Origin of the sequence: Pseudomonas sp. S06B 330 (assembly GCF_002845275.2) — a bacterium.
Taxonomy (GTDB): Bacteria; Pseudomonadota; Gammaproteobacteria; order Pseudomonadales; family Pseudomonadaceae; genus Aquipseudomonas.
Window position 1 is genome coordinate 3,012,318 of the sequence record NZ_CP088149.1, and the last position, 17,553, is coordinate 3,029,870.

16 protein-coding genes are annotated in these 17,553 nt (G+C 58.6%); 6 read left to right on the top strand and 10 right to left on the bottom strand.

Annotated features, from left to right (window positions below):
- The first annotated feature begins 78 nt into the window (after positions 1-78).
- Positions 79-651 (top strand): GNAT family N-acetyltransferase, encoded by a 573-nt coding sequence (locus CX511_RS13440; protein ID WP_045185258.1) that lies wholly within the window; start codon positions 79-81, stop codon positions 649-651.
- Here CX511_RS13440 and CX511_RS13445 read toward each other — a convergent pair.
- Genes CX511_RS13445 through CX511_RS13455 form a run of 3 tightly spaced genes read right to left on the bottom strand, consistent with a single transcriptional unit; the run spans position 640 to position 3,630 of the window.
- Positions 640-1,293 carry a hypothetical protein gene (locus tag CX511_RS13445; protein ID WP_101293602.1) on the bottom strand — a complete coding sequence of 218 codons (654 nt, stop codon included), beginning with the start codon at positions 1,291-1,293 and terminating at the stop codon, positions 640-642. The two genes, CX511_RS13440 and CX511_RS13445, sit on opposite strands and share 12 nt — an antisense overlap.
- Positions 1,294-1,304: 11 nt before the next feature.
- Positions 1,305-2,708 (bottom strand): MBL fold metallo-hydrolase RNA specificity domain-containing protein, encoded by a 1,404-nt coding sequence (locus CX511_RS13450; protein ID WP_101293678.1) that lies wholly within the window; start codon positions 2,706-2,708, stop codon positions 1,305-1,307.
- 10 nt (positions 2,709-2,718) lie between these two features.
- Positions 2,719-3,630: a universal stress protein gene (locus tag CX511_RS13455; protein WP_101293601.1), complete on the bottom strand. Its 912-nt coding sequence runs from the start codon at positions 3,628-3,630 to the stop codon at positions 2,719-2,721.
- A gap of 206 nt (positions 3,631-3,836) precedes the next feature.
- On the opposite strand from CX511_RS13455, the gene CX511_RS13460 reads away from it, so the two are divergent.
- Complete coding sequence (locus tag CX511_RS13460) at positions 3,837-4,385, top strand: GNAT family N-acetyltransferase (protein WP_101293600.1); 549 nt, start codon at positions 3,837-3,839, stop codon at positions 4,383-4,385.
- A 53-nt stretch (positions 4,386-4,438) separates the two neighbouring features.
- On the opposite strand, the gene CX511_RS13465 is transcribed toward CX511_RS13460, so the two are convergent.
- A complete protein-coding gene (locus tag CX511_RS13465) occupies positions 4,439-5,365 on the bottom strand; it encodes a universal stress protein (protein WP_101293599.1) in 927 nt (308 codons plus the stop codon).
- A 611-nt stretch (positions 5,366-5,976) separates the two neighbouring features.
- Between CX511_RS13465 and CX511_RS13470 the strand changes: the two genes are divergently transcribed.
- Positions 5,977-6,774: a helix-turn-helix domain-containing protein gene (locus tag CX511_RS13470; protein ID WP_101293597.1), complete on the top strand. Its 798-nt coding sequence runs from the start codon at positions 5,977-5,979 to the stop codon at positions 6,772-6,774.
- Positions 6,775-6,825: 51 nt separating this feature from the next.
- Positions 6,826-8,070, top strand: coding sequence for an MgtC/SapB family protein (locus CX511_RS13475; protein WP_101293596.1), 1,245 nt, complete (start codon positions 6,826-6,828; stop codon positions 8,068-8,070).
- Positions 8,071-8,131: 61 nt separating this feature from the next.
- Here CX511_RS13475 and CX511_RS13480 read toward each other — a convergent pair whose 3' ends face one another.
- From CX511_RS13480 to CX511_RS13505, 6 genes are all read right to left on the bottom strand, one after another.
- The gene (locus tag CX511_RS13480) at positions 8,132-8,704 is read right to left on the bottom strand and encodes a nucleotidyltransferase family protein (RefSeq protein WP_101293595.1); all 573 of its coding nucleotides are present in this window, start codon (positions 8,702-8,704) and stop codon (positions 8,132-8,134) included.
- Positions 8,701-9,672 carry an XdhC family protein gene (locus tag CX511_RS13485; RefSeq protein WP_101293594.1) on the bottom strand — a complete coding sequence of 324 codons (972 nt, stop codon included), beginning with the start codon at positions 9,670-9,672 and terminating at the stop codon, positions 8,701-8,703. The genes CX511_RS13480 and CX511_RS13485 overlap by 4 nt, the downstream gene beginning before the upstream one ends.
- A gap of 3 nt (positions 9,673-9,675) precedes the next feature.
- Positions 9,676-10,887, bottom strand: a complete 1,212-nt coding sequence (locus CX511_RS13490) for a cytochrome c (protein WP_101293593.1) — start codon at positions 10,885-10,887, stop codon at positions 9,676-9,678.
- Between the two features lie 2 nt (positions 10,888-10,889).
- The gene (locus tag CX511_RS13495; protein ID WP_045185273.1) at positions 10,890-11,429 is read right to left on the bottom strand and encodes a (2Fe-2S)-binding protein; all 540 of its coding nucleotides are present in this window, start codon (positions 11,427-11,429) and stop codon (positions 10,890-10,892) included.
- On the bottom strand, positions 11,422-14,253 hold the full coding sequence (locus tag CX511_RS13500) for a xanthine dehydrogenase family protein molybdopterin-binding subunit (protein WP_101293592.1): 2,832 nt from the start codon (positions 14,251-14,253) through the stop codon (positions 11,422-11,424). The genes CX511_RS13495 and CX511_RS13500 overlap by 8 nt, the downstream gene beginning before the upstream one ends.
- 235 nt (positions 14,254-14,488) lie before the next feature.
- Positions 14,489-15,268, bottom strand: coding sequence for a helix-turn-helix transcriptional regulator (locus tag CX511_RS13505; RefSeq protein ID WP_101293591.1), 780 nt, complete (start codon positions 15,266-15,268; stop codon positions 14,489-14,491).
- Positions 15,269-15,443: 175 nt separating this feature from the next.
- Here CX511_RS13505 and CX511_RS13510 point away from each other — a divergent pair, with 175 nt between their 5' ends.
- The gene (locus CX511_RS13510) at positions 15,444-16,403 is read left to right on the top strand and encodes a PDR/VanB family oxidoreductase (RefSeq protein WP_101293590.1); all 960 of its coding nucleotides are present in this window, start codon (positions 15,444-15,446) and stop codon (positions 16,401-16,403) included.
- A gap of 30 nt (positions 16,404-16,433) precedes the next feature.
- On the top strand, positions 16,434-17,534 hold the full coding sequence (locus tag CX511_RS13515; protein WP_101293589.1) for a Rieske 2Fe-2S domain-containing protein: 1,101 nt from the start codon (positions 16,434-16,436) through the stop codon (positions 17,532-17,534).
- Positions 17,535-17,553 lie beyond the last annotated feature (19 nt).

A 17,553-nucleotide genomic window follows, 5' to 3' on the forward strand; every position in this document is an offset into this window, starting at 1 on the left:
ATCAAACAGGGGCGCCTGGACAGGTGTAGATAAGTAAGGGTGCTTTATGAACCTCTCTCCCCCTTCGGAGTAACTCTCATGGCGCCTGTTCAATCCACTGCACAATCCCCTTCCATCTCCGCCTTTGCGCCTGAAGCAGGCGAACACTGGATCGAGCCGCTGAAAGAAGGCGGACATGTTCTCATCAGGCCTCTGCGTGCCGAGGATCGCGAGCGAGAAAAAGCCTTTATCATGCGTCTTTCACCCGAGTCGCGACACTTTCGCTTCCTGTGCCAGATCAAGGAGCCTGGAGAGGCCATGCTTGATCAGTTGATGACCGTCGATCAGCGCGAGCATATGGCCTATGTCGCGTTGGCCCACGTCAATGGCGAACTGCAGGAGGTGGGAATCAGCCGCTATGCCGCGTGCGCCGAGCCCGGTGAATGTGAATGCGCCGTAACCGTTGATGATCAGTGGCAACATCGCGGCCTGGGCTCGCTGCTGCTTGGCCACCTGATCGACAAGGCACGGGCCAATGGCTACACAACGATGTATTCAATCGACTCCGCTGCCAATACGGCGATGTACGAACTGGCCCGCGAGCTTGGCTTTTCGACCACCCGTGACCCGGACGACAACTGCCAGGTCATCCATCGCCTTTCATTGACTTGATGAGGTTTGCGGGGTGGGCAACGGCCCGGTTGGAATCACCCGGTTCAGACATTGCTGCTCGTCTTCCTCGGTAATGCCCTGAAAATCAGTGACCGCCAGGACTGACGTATTGAACAGGGCGAGCCTCACTACGCCGTTTCTATCTAGAAACAATTCGGACAGGCAGACGCACAAGGGCGAAGCAATAGAGATTGACCGTTCGCCCTCACCCGGCAACTCAAGTTTGTCACTGAGGTTGACCTCGCAAGCGGCAATGATCGTGCGCACTGATCGAGCAGCAAAATACAAGGTGGTGGGGTACCCCACCCCTACTGCTATCAACAAACACAACGCAACATTCGACTCCTTGGCCCAGGTTGTAAGACGTTCCATTTTCTGCCGCCATCCTGAAGCACCAGGGCTGAAGATTGATTGACCCACCAGCATGGTAAAACGGTGTTGCACAACAACGCCTATGGCCAGGCTGATTGCAACAAACCCCAGCAGAATCCACGGTTTGGCTGCCAGCAACGCTGCTATGCCCTCGAACCCGGTTGCGATGGACACCAACACCACAAAACTGATCACTGCGGCGATAATCCCGAAGCTGCCGCGTGGCCTTTTCAGCCAGGCCGTGAGTTTCTGCTTACGGGTAGCGTTCATGACTTTGGCCCTCAGATTGCGAACCTGCCTGTTTTCACTCGCGGCTCAGGTGCGTCGGTGTTGAGTGAGACGGTTTCAAGGTGTTCGGGCACTGAAACCGACCAACCAAACTCCACACTGATACGACGGCGCAACGTATCGGCTGCATGGGGTTCACCATGTACGACAAAGGTGTGCCGCGGGGGCTGCTTGAAGCCGCGCAGCCATTGCATGATCTCGTCAGCATCGGCATGCGCCGACAGGCTCTCCATGGCAAACACCTGGGCACGTATTGGAACATCCTGACCGTGCATACGGATTGTCCGTGCGCCGGCAATGATGTCCGCACCGCGCGTACCACCGGCCTGAAAACCGGAGAAGAGCAAGCTATTGCGTGGATTGGGGGCCAGTGCCTTGAGGTGATGCAACACCCGGCCACCGGTTGCCATGCCGCTGGCGGCGATGATCACTGCGGGATCGCGAAGCTGGTCAAGGTCTCTGGATTCGTCGACAGTGCGGATGATGTGCGTGCTTTGGCACATCGCTGCACACGTCTGAGCAGACAGACGATGCTCACGGTGAAAACGTTGATACAGCGCCGTAGTATCCGAGGCCATTGGACTGTTTAGGTAGACCGGAACATCCGGAATCAGATGCGCCTTTTTCAGCGCATATAGGTAATACATCAACAATTGAGCCCGACCAACGGCAAATGACGGCACCAAGGTGATGCCATGGCGTAACAGCGTTTGATTAATGACATCGGCCAGGTACTGCTCTGGCGACGCTTTGGGGTGCTGTCGATCGCCATATGTGGACTCAACAAGAAGAATGTCGGCGTGCTCAATCACCTCTGGCGCTTTCATGATGGGGTCATTGGGGCGTCCGAGGTCCCCGGAAAACACCAGGGTTTGCCCTTGCGCCTGCACCTCAACCGTTGCCGCACCGAGAATGTGACCGGCTGAACGCAGGTAGACCTTCAGCCCCTCGATGATCTCAACGTGATGGTGCAGCTCCAGCGACCGCAGTAATGCAAGGGCCTGCTTGGCCTCCTCTTCGGTGTAAAGCGCTTGGGCAGGATGGTGCCTGGAATAGCCCCGGTGGTTGGCATAGTCGGCTTCTTCTTCCTGAAGCCGACCACTGTCGAGCAGCAGGATTCTGGCCAGCTCGCACGTGGCCGCTGTTGCGTAAATCGGCCCGCGAAAACCGTTGCGAACCAGTACGGGTAAATACCCGCTGTGATCCAGGTGGGCATGGGTCAGCACAACGGCATCGATTTGGCCTGCCGGTAAGGGCAGTGATTGCCAGTTGCGCAAGCGCAGCTGCTTGTAACCCTGGAACAAGCCACAATCGATGAGTACCCGCTTAGCATTGTGCTCAAGCAAATACTTGCTACCGGTAACCGTACCTGTTGCACCAAGAAAAGTGAGCTGCATGATGTAACCCTCAACCGGTGGCGGCATCGCCCCTGGCGGTGCCGGGCTTGACCGCCAGAACTGCGCACAGCCCCGAGCTCACCATCCGCTCTGTCGTATCGCCGAGCAGTTTGCCCAAGCCTTTAGGTTGCACTACCCCCATGACCACGACATCAACCGCAAGCTTAAGCACCGTGTCGCCAATGACAGCGACCGGTGCACCTTGCACAAAGTGTCGACACTGCGCAGCAACACCGTAGGCATCGGCGAGCTCGTCAAAAGGCTCGCGCAATGCCGCTATGAACTCTTCAACCCAGTCGAGTGTCGCAGTGGCGTCCGGAACAAAAACTGGCGAAATGTCATAGGCATGCACCAGGTGCAACTGAGCATCGCACTGCAGCGCCATGGCGATGGCTGTGCGGATGATGGCGTGGTTGAAGCCGTTCTTGTGCGACAAAAGCGCGGTATCAACCGCAGCCAGAATTACCGTGGGCACAGCCTTGCAACCCGCCGGGACGAGGTGAACCGGTACCGGGCTCTCGCGCAATAGCTGAGAATCGAACGACGACCCAAACATTCGTTTGAGCGTTGAAACGTCTTCAGTATCTTTAATGACCATGTCGGGGCCAAGCTCGAACAGGTAGTCAAGCGCGTCCTGGGCCGGATTATCGCTCAGTATGGCCTGGCTGGTTGTACCGGCATGGTCAGCACGTAATCGCTCCACCCCTTCGGACAACCGGTCGCGATACAGTGAAAACTGCTCGGCGATCTGTTTTTCAACCTCCTTTTCTTCCCGCCAGTTGCTCACGCCCTGGGGCTCAAACAAACCCAGGACATGCAAACCTGCACCCGTCGCTTTAGCCAGAGCCCTGGCGCGGTGCGCTGCAGGAGAGGCCAAATCGACATCCCGTGCCAGCAACAACAGTTGTTGGTACTGACTCATCGCACACCTCCAAAGTGGTTATTGCTGAGCGCCCACAAACACTGTTCAGGTACTGCATTCTGTGCCTTGAGCGTGCACCAAACTTGATTTTGATCAGAAAGACCGTGACACGCTGCAAAGTTGATGCAAATCAGAACAGGGTTGCTCGCCCGCAGTACAACAACAGCAGGCCGTTCCATTTGAGAACAACCAGCCAGGAGAACGCGATGAGTAACGATCTCGACAACCGCGGGCTATGTCAGGAACACTGGATTGAATCGTTGAATGACGGCACTGCCGTGCTGATTCGGCCGCTGAGCGAGTCGGACCATGAGCGGGATCATCAGTTCGTCGGGCAAGTGCCCTACGAGTCGCGGCGCTTTCGCTTCCTGGCTGGCTTTAGTAGCGAGGCACATTCGCTTTTTGAGCAGTTGGCAGATGTGGACTACCGTCGACGTATGGCCTATGTCGCGTTGGTGCATGACAATGGTCAACTGCGCCAGATCGGCGAGAGCCGCTATGCCGCTGTCCCCGGCAGCAAGAACTGCGAGTGTGCCGTTGCCGTCAACGCGCCTTGGCAGCGAAAGGGCCTGGGCAGGTTATTGATGAATCACCTGATCAACGCTGCGCGCAGTAATGGTTATGCCTGCATGATTTCACATGATATGTCCAACAACTATGGCATGCATCGACTTGCCAAGGCGCTCGGTTTTTCATCGCGCTACCTGGCCGGCGACGTCAGTGAAATCATTCATGAGCTGGATCTGCAACGGTAAACCATTGCCTTAGCGCGACGTACCCCGCACGCCACGCTGAGGCAAGCTCTGAGTCATACCGTAGGGGCTTGTGGCGTAATAACCAGTACACTGCTAGGCATTTTGTACAGTACCCGCTCGACGGTACTGCCAACGTACTTAGCCAGGCCACGGTGATGAATTCGCCCCATGACAACGATGTCGATGCCTTGAGCCTCGCAAAAAATCGTCAAGACTTTTGCCGGGTCACCCATGACCATATGACACGCCTCCGGCTCAATGCCATTGCGTTCGGTCAGTTCCCTGAAGGCTTCACTCTGGGCTTCATGCAGGCTTTCGGCAAGATTTGAGCCAAACCAGAACGATTTATGCCCAAGGTTTTCTGCATCCGTTTGCATGGACGTCATGTCGTAGGCATAAAGGATCTCTACCTGGGCCTTGCACTGCATGGCCAATTTCAATGCTTCATTGATGAGGCGGTCGTTGAACCCTTGGAACTGGTCCTCGGGGCGTGACAGATCCACGGCAGCAAGTACCTTGCGCGGCATGGCGTGGCTGGCCTTGTCGACAAAATGCAAGGGTACCGAGCACTCCCGTAGCAGGCGCACATCAAGCGTCGTAAACATCGCCCGCATCAAGCGCGACTCATGCTCCAAATCCTTAACCACCATCGCAAATGGCTGTTCCTTGAGATGGATCTGGATTTCGTCGAGGACATTGTTCACCCAGACTACTTCTGTGGTGACCGTAAGCCCGTTCCGACGCAGCGGTGCGGCTTGGGTTTCCAGCCACTCACGGTGCTTTTCGACATAGGCCTGACGCATCGCCGTTAGCGCCTGTTCATTCATCAGCCCAGCGGTGGCGAGCCCTTCCAGGTAATCAAAAGCCAGGATATGCAATGCAATACCTTTGGCTTTTGCCAAGGCAGCAGCACGGTCGAAGGCGTCAGTGTGCTGCATCAAAGTGGGGGCTATGAACAACAAGCGTTGATAGTCAGACATGGCACACCTCGCACGGCGCGATGAGTAAGTACGTCCCATCCTGCATCCGTCCAACGCGGTGTGTTTGACCTGTATCAAAAACACGCTGCAAGCCAGGTAAAACACATGGGCCGGTGACATAAGAACGACAACCGGTTCCTCCCGACGCACGGTAGTGCCAAGCACAATAATTGAGGTCGATTTATTGATCACGATCAATTGAATCGTCTTTTTCTGGCGCACCCTACGTTAAAGAGTGATGCACCTGCTCTTGCCCCTTTCACGCTCCACTACCAGCAAGGACAACTGATCTTCAGCGTATCGAAAAAAACTCACTCAAATGGCACCCGGTGCACACACCTGCCGCCACGACGGAGTACCATCAATGAACGTGTACATTGAGCAACATCCTCGACAGGCGCGGTGGTGGGTTCATCTGGATGTCTGGGAGGTAAGTTTTCGCAGTCTTGACGAAGCGACAGCCTTTGTTGATCGACTCAATACTCGTCTGAACGCTCCGCACTCCCTGTCGATGCTTGCGCGTGCCCCCTCACCACATACGCTCACTTACCGTCGCCTACCTGAGCCGCTCGCCCTGGCAGACTCATCCAAGGGCGTGACGGAGGTTAGAAATGCATAGTTCATTGCATGCCGTCCGTGAAAACCTCAAGCAGCCCATAGGGTTGACCCGTACAGTTGATTTACTTTCCTGCAAAACAGCCTGCATCGATTGCCGTGTCAGTGCTTTGTGTCTGCCGGAAGGCCTGTCCAGGCAAGGCAATGACCGCTTCAGCGAATTGATCAGCCAGCGGATACGGATCTACAAAGGCGGTGGCCTGTATCAGGCCAACGATCCGCTGGAGTACCTCTATGCAGTTCGCTTCGGGAGCTTCAAGACTTGCTTTGCCAATGTAGAAGGCCAAGGACTTGTCACCAACTTCTGGATGCCAGGCGACATCATGGGGTGCGACGCGATCAGTACCAACCGTCATGTCTGCAGCGCGTTTGCGTTGGAAGACAGCGAAGTCTGCCTGGTTCCCTACAAGCGTCTTGAAACCCTGGCCCACGACTTCCCGTTCCTGCAGCAAAACCTCAACAGGCTGCTCAGCAGTGAAATCGTCCGCGACCACAAACGGCTGTTGATGATGTGCAACTTTACCGCTGAAGAGCGCTTGGCCAGCTTTCTACTCAGCTTGTCCAAACGCTACGTCAAGCGTGGTTTCTCGGCCCAGGGCTTTGTCTTGCGCATGTCCAGGGAAGACATTGCTTCTTACCTTGGACTGAGGCTTGAAACCATCTGCAGGTCCATCGCCCACCTGCGCCAGTTGGAAATCGTGACGTTCAGTGGGCGTACCGTGGAAATTTTGAACATGCCGGCCCTGAAGGCCTTGGAACATGGTTATGGACACCGCTGTTCAGCAACAATGTGAGCCCTCGCAAGCCCTTGTGCCTACCGCTGTGCGTGCCTCGCTGCGACCGCCATGCTTGAATCCCTGAACATCACCCATCTCGCCGCCGCTCTGGGCATCGGCATGCTGGTCGGCCTGGAACGTGAACGCAAAAAAGGCAGTGACGAACGTCGCGCCTTTGCCGGGTTTAGAACCTTTGCCATTACCTCGGTACTGGGTTATGTCTGTATGGCCGTGGCGGGCGCGATGCTCGTTGGCATTATGGCGCTTGCCCTGGCGATCATCATCGCCGTTGCCTACTGGAAACACGTGGGCATGGACTCAGGCATCACCAGCGAAGTCGCGCTGCTAATTGTCTTGATGCTCGGCGCCTTAAGCCATGAGCAGCCCGGACTGGCTGTTGCCGTCAGCGTCGTGCTTACCGTAATTCTGGCGCTTCGTCAGGAGCTGCATCGCTTTGCCCTATACCAATTGACTGAAACTGAAGTGCGTGACGGGTTGATCCTCCTGACCGCCGCCTTGGTCATTTTACCCTTGACGCCCGACCGCTTCATCGGCCCGTTCGGCGCCATCAATCCCCGTACAATCTGCACCCTGACGGTGCTGCTGATGAGTGCACAAGCGTTGGGGCATATTGCCTTGCGGATGATGGGAGCGCGCTACGGCTATACCCTGAGCGCCATTGCTTCAGGATTCGCCTCGGGGTCGGCAACCATCGCCCTGATCGGCCACTTGGCCCGTGGCGAACAGGCGTCGGTCAAAGCGCTGAGTGCGGCAGCGATATTCTCGAATCTGGCGACGATTGCAATGCTGTCCCTGGTACTGGGAACCGTTGATCTAGCGTACCTGCAGGCCTTGTGGGCGCCGGTCTTGCTGGCGGCACTGGCAACAGTGGTCTATGGCTCCTTGCTACTAGCACCCTGGAAACCCTCTATTGTGCCAAGCACCACCACCAACGTCGTTGATGGCGCCTTCAGCCTTAAAGTCGCCCTGGCGGTGACTGCAGCGGTAACAGGAATAACCTTGCTGTCCTCAAGCCTGCTCTATGTCTTTGGACACAGCGGCGTACTGATTGCTGCGTTGATCAGTGGTCTGGCCGACGCACATGCTACGGCAGCCTCCATCGCTTCGGTGGTGAAATCCGGGCAGCTACCGATAACTGACATCGCGCTACCCTCAGTGACGGCCATGAGCAGCAACACGCTGGCCAAGTGTGTTCTGGCCTGGATCAGTGGCGGGCCAAAATTTGCAGCCTACGTCATCATCGGCCAACTAGTGATCATTGCTTCGATGTGGGTAGGATTGTTTATTCAGTAGATCATCGTCGCGACAGTCCCCGTGAAGTGAATCCAATGAGGACAAAGTCGGTGGCAGTCGACTACTCCCTATTCTTGAGTACCTCCAGCGTATCCACATCATCGAGCACTCCAGGATCAGTCACCGCTACAATGACGCAACACTGCCCATGCGCCTGCAGCACCGAGCGTGCACCTTCATCACCTTTGAGCTGTGTCAGGGCGGGCCAGAGATCGCGCCCAAACAACACCGGGTGGCCACGCCGCCCCTCATAGAGCGGAAAAACAATCGTCGAAGCCGTCGCAGCAACAGCCAACTGGCTGAGGGTCGCTGGCGCGATCCAGGGCATGTCTGCCAACAAGATCGCGACACTCTGCGCGCTACTGTCGACCAGCGCGGCGACGCCGGCAGCCAGACTGTGTCCTATACCCTGCGCAGCCTCAGGGCTGTAGACAACCCGGCATTCGCTTGGCAGGCCAAAGTCTTGCGCTTGTTCACCTTCGCGCAGTACCACGCGCACGTCATCAAACACCGTCCGGGCGCGTTCGACGCTGTGCACCAGCAGGCTGCGACCGTCCGCCAGGCCTGCACGTCGCTTGTCGGTGCCAAAGCGCGTACCCTGGCCGGCGGCCAGAACCAAGGCCACGACGCTCAAAGTTCCTCCCGAGCAATACCACTACGAATGCGCACGATGTCGGCGAGCACGGCCAGGGCTATCTCCGCTGGGGTTTTACTGCCCAGATTCAGGCCAATCGGCGCGTGGATGCGCGCCAGTTCAGCCTCGCCCAGGCCGCCAATGCGCTGCAGGCGCTCACGGCGTTTGTCCGAGGTGATGCGCGAGCCCATCACGCCAATGTAAAACGCTTCGGTACGTACGGCTTCAAGCATGGCCAGGTCGTCAATTTTCGGGTCGTGGGTCAGTGCGACCACCGCAGTGTCGGCATGGCAACCGCGGTTGGCGATGAACACCGACGGCAGTTCTCGGCGTATTTCGATCCCGTCGAGCACGACACCCTCGAGCACTTCTTCCCGGGGCTCACACAGGATGACGTCAAAGCCCAAGCCTTTGCCGAACTGGGCGCAGAAGTGCGCAACGCTGGAATAACCCGCCAGCAACAGCCGCTGCGCAGCGCCGACGCGCAGGCGCACGCTGACGGCGTCGCGTTCCACCCGAGGGCCCTGGTGGTGATCTTCGTTCAGCCGGCGCTGACCATCGCGCAAATCCACTTCGCGCTGCACTCGACGCTGACCAAGCAGTGCCGACTGCAGCGCGCTCAAGTGAGCACGTACATCGCAATCGGCGGGCAGGTTTTCCACCAGCACGTCGAGAACACCGCCACACGGTAGACGAATGTTCGACCGCATATCATGGGCGTCGCCATACCGCACCACGGCGACCGGCTCGGCAAACTCGCCGTGGGCCACACGCTCGAGAAAGTCATCTTCAACGCAACCACCCGACAACGAACCCAGCCACTGCCCACTGTCACTAACCACGAGCAAAGAGCCCGGCGCACGAGGCGCCGAACCGTAAGTGCACAAGACTGTGCACAGCCATACACGTTGGCCTGCGCCAGACCATTTCAGCGCCTGGCGAACCACTTGCAGGTCAAGATGTTGCACAGATCACTCTGCCTTCAGCTGCGCGAGCTGTTGTACGCCAAGATCACCAGGCAAGCCGCCCCACGCCTCACGCAGGTAGTTGATCAGATCAACCACTTGTTCATCGCTGAGCTTGTCGGCAAACCCCGGCATTGGCTGCATGCGTTCAAAGCCGGTGAACTGCTGTTCGCCGATACCGTCGAGGATCACCTTGGCCAGGTTGCGGGAATCGGCCTGGCGCAGCACCGTATTGCCTTGCATGGCCACGGCAATGTGTGGCTTGCCCTCCCCCTCGACCCCATGACAGCCGGCACAAACGTTGAAGTACTGCTGACGGCCGCGCTTGGCGCTATCACTGAGCTGCTCCAACGCCACAGCATTGACCACCTTGGCCGGTGGCGGCTGGTCACCTAGCAAGTAAGTGGCCATCGCCGCCAAGTCGGCGTCTTCGAGGTGTTGGGTGCTGTGGTGCACCACTGGGAACATCTCGTTGAACATAGTGCCCTGGGCACTCATGCCGTGCTTGAGGAAGGTTGTCAGGTCAGGTGTGGTCCAGCCTCGTTCAGCCAGGTCCTGCGCCAGCAGGCTGGGGGCCAGGTAGCCGTTGAGCAGTCCACCGGTCAGGCGCTTGTCCTGTTGCAGGGCACCGATACTGTTGCGGGGGGTATGGCACTCGCCGCAGTGGCCAAGCACCTCGACCATGTACTGGCCGCGCTGCCACGCTGGGCTCTTACCCTCGGTACTTTGCAACTCGACGCTTTTGCCGTAGAGCATGTTCCAGCCCGACAGGCCCATACGCACATTGAACGGAAAGCTCAGGCGAGTCTCCGGCGCCGGACGGTTAATCGGGGCCACACTCATCATGTACGCGTGGATGGCATCGGAATCTTCGCGCGTGATCAGATGGTAGGAGGTATAGGGCATTGCCGGGTAGAGATTGGCCCCGTCTTTGCGCTTGCCTTGGGTCAGGGCCGCGAAGAACTCATCAGCATTGTAACCGCCGATGCCGAACGCCTTGTCCGGGGTGATGTTACTGCCCCAGATGGTGCCGAAGGGTGAATGAATTGGCAGGCCACCGGCAAACGGCGCCCCGCCTTCGGCGGTATGGCACGCCATGCAGTCGGCAGCGCGGGCCAGGTACTCCCCGCGTTTGAACTGGTCAGGGTCTGCCGCTTGCGCGGTGATTGACAGGGCAACGCCAACGGCCAGGGCGAGACCGGAAAAGACACGCAACATACTCAACCCTCCTTGACCAGGCCGAGGTCGCTGAGCACCTCGCGAGTGGCTTCGTAATAGCGCACATACCCCGTGCAGCGGCAGATGTGGTGGCCCAGGCTGGCCTCGATGACCCCTTCAAGCTCGCTTTTCTTCAGCGCTTGGCGCTGGGCCTTCTCCACCAGCACGGTGGCGGCATTGACGAAACCAGGTGCACAGTAGCTGCACTGGAACGCAAAGCGGTCGACGAACTTCTGCTGAATCGGGTTCAGTTCACTGAGTTCGCCCGCGTCGTCATACTTGGCATGGCCCTCGATGGTGCGCACTTTCTTGCCGTCAAAATAGTTGGCGCCGGTGATGCAGGTGCGTACTTCCTCGCTGGTGCCATCGGGGTTGTCGACGATCACCACACAGGCATGGCAGATGCCCTGACCGCAGCCAAGGCGCGAACCGGTGAGGTTCTGGTATTCATGCAGGTAGTCGATCATCGCCAGGTCCTCGGGAACCTCGACCGGGCCGACGGATTGACCGTTCAAGGTCAGTTGAAGCGAACGGTTAGCCATTGAGGGCCTCCTTGATACGAGCGGGAGTGATAGGCAGGTCGCGTACGCGCTTGCCAATGGCATGCGCGACGGCATTGGCGATAGCGCCAACCACCGGGATCATCACCACTTCGGCGATGCCCTTGGAGGGGTCGGTAGGTGACAGCGGCGGCAGGATATCCGACGTCTGCTGCCACACCGCTACGTCTTTGCCATGCGGCAGGCGGTAGCGGTTGAAATTCCAGTCACCCTCCCCCGGTCCTCCTTCGTAAAGCGGCATTTCCTCCATCAGAGCATGGCCGATGCCCATGGCGATACCGCCTTCAAGTTGCCCTTTGACCAGCTCTGGCACCAGCACACGGCCACACTCCACCCAGCTGTGGTGGTTGAGGACCTGTACTTCGCCACTGCCCTTGTTCACTTTCACTTCAACGAGGGTCGCCACCGGGCTGTAGTAGGTGACCATGGCGTTGTTGAGTTGGGTGGCTGGATAGGCCGCGTTCTGGCGATCCAACAGGTGGTAACCGGCACTGTCCATCTGTGCTTTCTTCACCGGTGGCGCACCGTCGCCATACTTCACTGCCAACGCATCGAGCGGCAGTCGATCGCGCACGCCGTCGATGACGAAATCGGCCTCAGCCCAGCTCCAGCGGTTAAAGCCATGCACACTGACGCCGGTGACCAAGCCCATCTCATGGGCTTTTTTCGCCAGTTCCGCGAACGGAATCGGTGACAGACCGTTGCCAGTCAGCGCGCCGTTAACCCACACCGCGTTCTCGCGGCGCACCACCAGGGGGTTAGCCTGGCCGCCAAAGGGGCCTTGACGCCAGATCGCCATCGCTGCCGGCCACAAGCCGTGATTGAACAGTACACGCGCCGCTTCGCGGGTGGCATGGCTGAAGTAAAACGCCGAGTTGGTCGCCGACGACGGCGAGGCCAGCTTGCCGACCCACCGCGGGTTGCGCAACGCGGCATCTTGCTCAGCCTGGCTGATCAGATAGGGGTTGCCGCTGGTGGCCAGTTGCAGCTCCGGCCATTGGGTTTCAGCTGTTGTCACCTCGTCAGCCGAACGTCCGAGGAAGTCACCTACCACAAAGGCTTGTGACGTGGACATGCCAGTGCCCAGTTCAGTGCCGATGTGGCGCAGGCTGATATGGCCTTCAGCCGTGAACTCGATGCTGGCCATCGGTGCCTCTGCCCCGGTACCAAAGTCCTTCTGGCAAATGGCGAAACCAACGCCGTACCAATTATCCGGGTCCTTGGCGTCCATGGTTTTCTTGTGTGCATCGCGGTGTTTCCACCCGTCGTGGGCACTGGCCTTGTCGAGGATTTCGTGCAGGCGCAAGGCACCGGCGGGCACAGCGCCCTGGGTGTTCTTCATGCCAGACTTGAGGGCGTTGACCCGGCGCAACTCGATAGCGTCCACGCCCAGGCGTTCAGCGATCTCATCGACCATCATTTCGGTCGCCGCCATTGTCTGCAGGGTGCCGTAACCACGCATCGAGCCCGCCTCGACGCCACGGGAGTGGTACGCGGTCACAGCCAGGTCGTTCTGCGGCATGTAGTAGATCGACTGCGCGGCCGTGGCCCCCACCGCCGCCACCGAAGAGCTGTAGTTGGCGCGGCCACCGCCATCAACGCTCATGTCCGCGCGGAAGATCTTGAAGGTCATGTCCTTCTTGTCCACTGCCAGCTGGTAATGAATGTCGAACGGGTGGCGTTTGATACCGCTCTGGAACTGTTCGTAGCGGTCGTTGGCCAGGCGCACTGGCACGCCGGCGCCGTACAGCGCGGCAAGGGCTGCGTAGAAAACGAAGATGTTGTTGTCTTTGGAGCCGTAGCCGACGGTGTAGCCAGGGTGCATGTTCAGCGTGTTCAGGGCGAAGCGCGACGGTTTGATCATGTGCACGCATTCGTGGGCTACTTCAAACGGGCACTGAGTGGCGACGACGAAGTGCAAGGTGCCGCTCTGCGGGTCGTACCAGCCGTTACCGTTGTCGGGTTCCAGTGCTGCCGGCTCAATCGAAGGCGTCTTGTAGCGCTCGTCGAACACCAGCCACTCCTGCGGCGGGCTTTGCAATTGCTCAGCCATACGCGTGGCATAGAACAACCCCTGCTCGGTCAGGTCACCGTGTTGCTTGGGCTCCTTGGACCAGACCGGCTTGCGGTTGAGAATGGTCGGGAACAGCATCGAATTCTTCAGGCTGGAGAACTCATCGTCCTCATAGGGCGTCTTGCCGCCCACCCGCACGAAGCGGAAACTGCCATAGGGGTCGGTCTGGTACAGAGGCGCCTGGGCGCCGTAGCGAATGGCCTTATCGTTGAACTGCAGTTTCTGCTTGGCTCGGCGATACCGCTCGAAATCGTTCCAGATCAGGATCGCCACGGGGTGGCCGATGAACATCGGTACCTTGCCAGGCGGCAGCAACGGGTCCGGTGAATGGGCTTCAGGGAAGGCGATGCCGTCTTTTTCCAGGTCAGCAGCCGTGACGATTCGATCCGGCTGCAACTCGGCGCCCAGCCAGGACAGATCATGGCCCTCATAAATGCGGTCGGCCTTGATGGTTTTGAGCAGTAAAGCGTGGCCCTGCTGCTGCGGCCAGCCGGGCATGTCCTTGGCGCGAATGTCGCGGGCGAATACTTTGTTGCCACACACCTTGGACAGCGCATCATTGCGAAAGCGCGCTTTACCGTCGTGGTTCATCCATTTCTGCGGCGAAGTGGTCACAGCATTTTCCATCAGTGCGGCAAACGCCTGGCTGCCGAGCGGTGCCAGGGTTACGCCGACACCGGCAATCAGCCCACCTTGGAGCAAGGCACGCCGGGATATATCACGGTTGGACATGGCTCATCCTCTGGGCAGCAACGGGCTGCCCATGTCGAATTCGGGTACAGGAGAAACTGGGGGGCGGAATCTTGGACGTTCCGTAAGTAAGGTCGGCGTAAAAATCTATAAAGCTGACCGTGGCGTCAACTTTACCGCATTCAAGCCCCTTCTGGCAAAGTCAAGCAGACAACTTGTCGCGCTGCCTGCGAATTGGACCGGCTGCGCTAAGGATTTTTCTGAGTATTCAAGGGCGCTATCTGCCCCCAGCGGATGAGGCGATCAGCGCGAACAACTGGCTACGGAAGTTGATCCCTAGTCGATCAAATGCCCGGTTGCGGTAGGTCTTCACCGTACTTTCCTTGAGGCCCAGATCAGCGGCTATGCCAGCATGGGTCATTCCCTGAAGCAAACGGCTACAGATATTCAGCTCTTGTGCAGTGAGCTCTGGGCAATGCTGGAGCAGCCGTTGCGGATGGTCGACGATAGGGTGCAGGCCGGTCAGCGCCAAATGCCCCCGCAGCAGTTGCAGTAGCGCCGGGCTCAGGGCTTCGCACATCTGTAATTCACGGTCACTGAAAAAACCCTGGTCACGATGGCGGTAAAGGTTGAAAAGCACGGGACGCTCCTGTTCGTCCAAGTACACGCTCGACAGCCGTTCGATCATGCCGTGGCGCAGGTAGATGGCTTCTCGGTACGGCATGAAACGAATGTCTTGAGCCAAGAGGTGACCGACCTGGCCCGGTGCGGCTTTCAACGGCTCGAACAAGGGGTCATGTCGATGATAGCGCTCTATGTAGACCTGACCGCAGCGCAGCACCAGCCCTGCATCATGGTGTCGAGTTCCGGCAACAAGCAGCTGCGGTCGTTCGCCCGCCATGCGCAAGACCGAAAAATGCTGACAATCCGCCCACTGACCAAGGCACGTCAGAAGCGCACCTGGGAAGCTAGGCGTGCCCAGGGTGCAGGCCAACTCGCTGAAATGACGAATGTCCTGAGGCAGGGTTGAAACCTGCGGGATGCTGAGACGAATCATGGCGCTCATGGATCGCTATTGTTTTTATGGGATGGGCGTCTGTATCAGGTCATATAGTTAACGTATTAACAATAGATCTGCAAGCAATCTGTAACCACCTTGTCCACCTCACGGAGGACAGTCTCGTCATGTGCTCGCTCGTAAGCTGGAACGACAACAATGACTGGATTTGCCCATGGACCTTCATCCCCTGAGCCTGCGCGTCACTCACCTTGCCGCCGAAGCCAAGGACGTCGTGCTGATCGAACTACGCGCAGCCGATGGTCGGCCGCTACCGTCCTTCACCGCCGGGTCACACCTGGAGATCCTGGTTGCTGACAAGCAGCCCCGCCACTACTCGTTGCTGAACGACCCCAGTGAGCGCGACCGCTACCTGATCGCAGTGGGCCTGGCAGCGCAAAGCCGTGGTGGTTCGCGTTTCCTGCATCAACAGCTGCGCCTGGGCGATACCCTCGTCAGCAGCCTGCCACGCAACCACTTCCCGCTGGATGAGCAACTACAGCGTTACTGCTTGGTTGCCGGGGGCATCGGCATTACCCCGATCCTCGCCATGGTTCGTTGGTGCCAGGCGCATGCCAAGGACTGGCGCCTGGTTTACAGCGCCCGTAACCGGCAGCGGGCAGCCTTCTATGAAACGCTACGCGAGCTGGATACAGAACGGGTACACCTGCACTTTAGCGACGAGGCCGGCGGCCATCTCGATACCGTTGCACTACTCGACTCCCTGCGCGACGGCGAGCACTTGTATGGCTGCGGCCCGGCACCCTTGCTTGACGCTTTGCAAGCAGCGGCCGGCCCACGTGCCGAGCGCCTGCATGTCGAACGTTTTAGCGCCCCGGCAACCAGCGCCGAAGGTAATCGCGGTGATGAAGGTTTCACCCTGCACTTGCGCCGCAGCGGTCGCAGCCTTTGGGTGCCCCCACAGCAAAGCATTCTCGAAGCCCTCGAGGCCCATGGAATCGAGCTGCCGTTTTCTTGCCGATCCGGCATTTGCGGCAGTTGCCAGACCACCCTCTGCGCCGGACAGGCGGACCACCGTGACCTGATCCTCTCGGATGCCGACAAGGCCGAGGGACGTAGCCTGATGATCTGCGTCTCACGGGCGCTAAGCGAAAGCCTGGAATTGGATCTCTGATTTGCCGCAAACCCCAAGAGGTATTTTTCGATGTCACTACCCACCGACAACCTGATCGCGCACGCTCGCAAAGCCAGCGAGACCATGGCCGATCGTGAAACACCGTTCATCTACAACGAGTGGTATGTCGCCGCCTTCGACCATGAAGTCGGCCGGCATTTACTCGGTCGCCGACTGCTGGACCGCAGGGTGGTGATGTACCGGACCGAGGCGGGAGAGCCGATCGCCCTCGAAGACCGCTGCGCTCACCGTTCATTCCCGTTGTCGCGCAGCCACCTTGAGGGCGACAACATCGTTTGTGGCTACCACGGCTTTCGCTATGACCAGGCCGGCGACCTGACGCATGTACCCTCGCAAAAGAACTGCCCGCGCGGTATTGGCGTACGGCGCTATCCCCTGGTACGCCAAGGTCCGCTGTTGTGGATCTGGCTGGGCGATGAAACCCTCGCCAATGCGGCGAACATCCCGCATCAAGAGTGGATTGACGATCCGGCCTGGGCCTGTACTTCCGGTTACTTTCATCACCCGGGCAACTACGTCAGCATGCATGAGAACCTCATGGACCTGACCCACCTGACCTTTCTCCATGCCAACACCATTGGCACTCCAGACTATGCCAGTGCGCCGTACAAGCTTGACCTCAAAGAAGGTCACTACACGCTGATCCGCGAGGTCGTACCAACCACGCTGGCGCCAGTCTGGGGCAAGACTACAGGGCTGGAAGGTTGTGCAACGGCTGCACGCATTGCCACCTCAGAGTTTCTTTCGCCAGCCTTGCACCGAGTTAGCGTTACGTTCTACGACAGTGCACTGCCGGTCGAACGCCGCGAACAGTTCCACATTCGTACCGCGCACATTCTGACCCCGGAAACTAAAAACAGCCTGCATTACTTCATCGTCCACGGGCGCGACTTCGCCCAACACGACGAGTCACTGGGCGAGTTCATGCACGAGCAACTCTTCGCCGCCTTCAATGAGGATGTCGAAGGTCTCGGGGCTTTGGAGGCGGTGCTCGACGACCCTGACGAGCAACATTACGAAATATCTGTGGCCAGTGATGCCCCTGCTGTAGCCACCCGTATCTACCTGAAAAAACGCGCCGACGCCGAGCGCCAACCACGCAATCGCTAGGCATGCTGAAACACCAGCC

Coding starts and splice junctions, on each gene's coding strand:
- CX511_RS13440 (WP_045185258.1), top strand. CDS start 79: ATGGCGCCTGTTCAATCCACTGCACAATCCCCTTCCATCTCCGCCTTT.
- CX511_RS13445 (WP_101293602.1), bottom strand. CDS start 1,293: ATGAACGCTACCCGTAAGCAGAAACTCACGGCCTGGCTGAAAAGGCCA.
- CX511_RS13450 (WP_101293678.1), bottom strand. CDS start 2,708: ATGCAGCTCACTTTTCTTGGTGCAACAGGTACGGTTACCGGTAGCAAG.
- CX511_RS13455 (WP_101293601.1), bottom strand. CDS start 3,630: ATGAGTCAGTACCAACAACTGTTGTTGCTGGCACGGGATGTCGATTTG.
- CX511_RS13460 (WP_101293600.1), top strand. CDS start 3,837: ATGAGTAACGATCTCGACAACCGCGGGCTATGTCAGGAACACTGGATT.
- CX511_RS13465 (WP_101293599.1), bottom strand. CDS start 5,365: ATGTCTGACTATCAACGCTTGTTGTTCATAGCCCCCACTTTGATGCAG.
- CX511_RS13470 (WP_101293597.1), top strand. CDS start 5,977: ATGCATAGTTCATTGCATGCCGTCCGTGAAAACCTCAAGCAGCCCATA.
- CX511_RS13475 (WP_101293596.1), top strand. CDS start 6,826: ATGCTTGAATCCCTGAACATCACCCATCTCGCCGCCGCTCTGGGCATC.
- CX511_RS13490 (WP_101293593.1), bottom strand. CDS start 10,887: ATGTTGCGTGTCTTTTCCGGTCTCGCCCTGGCCGTTGGCGTTGCCCTG.
- CX511_RS13495 (WP_045185273.1), bottom strand. CDS start 11,429: ATGGCTAACCGTTCGCTTCAACTGACCTTGAACGGTCAATCCGTCGGC.
- CX511_RS13500 (WP_101293592.1), bottom strand. CDS start 14,253: ATGTCCAACCGTGATATATCCCGGCGTGCCTTGCTCCAAGGTGGGCTG.
- CX511_RS13505 (WP_101293591.1), bottom strand. CDS start 15,268: ATGATTCGTCTCAGCATCCCGCAGGTTTCAACCCTGCCTCAGGACATT.
- CX511_RS13510 (WP_101293590.1), top strand. CDS start 15,444: ATGGACCTTCATCCCCTGAGCCTGCGCGTCACTCACCTTGCCGCCGAA.
- CX511_RS13515 (WP_101293589.1), top strand. CDS start 16,434: ATGTCACTACCCACCGACAACCTGATCGCGCACGCTCGCAAAGCCAGC.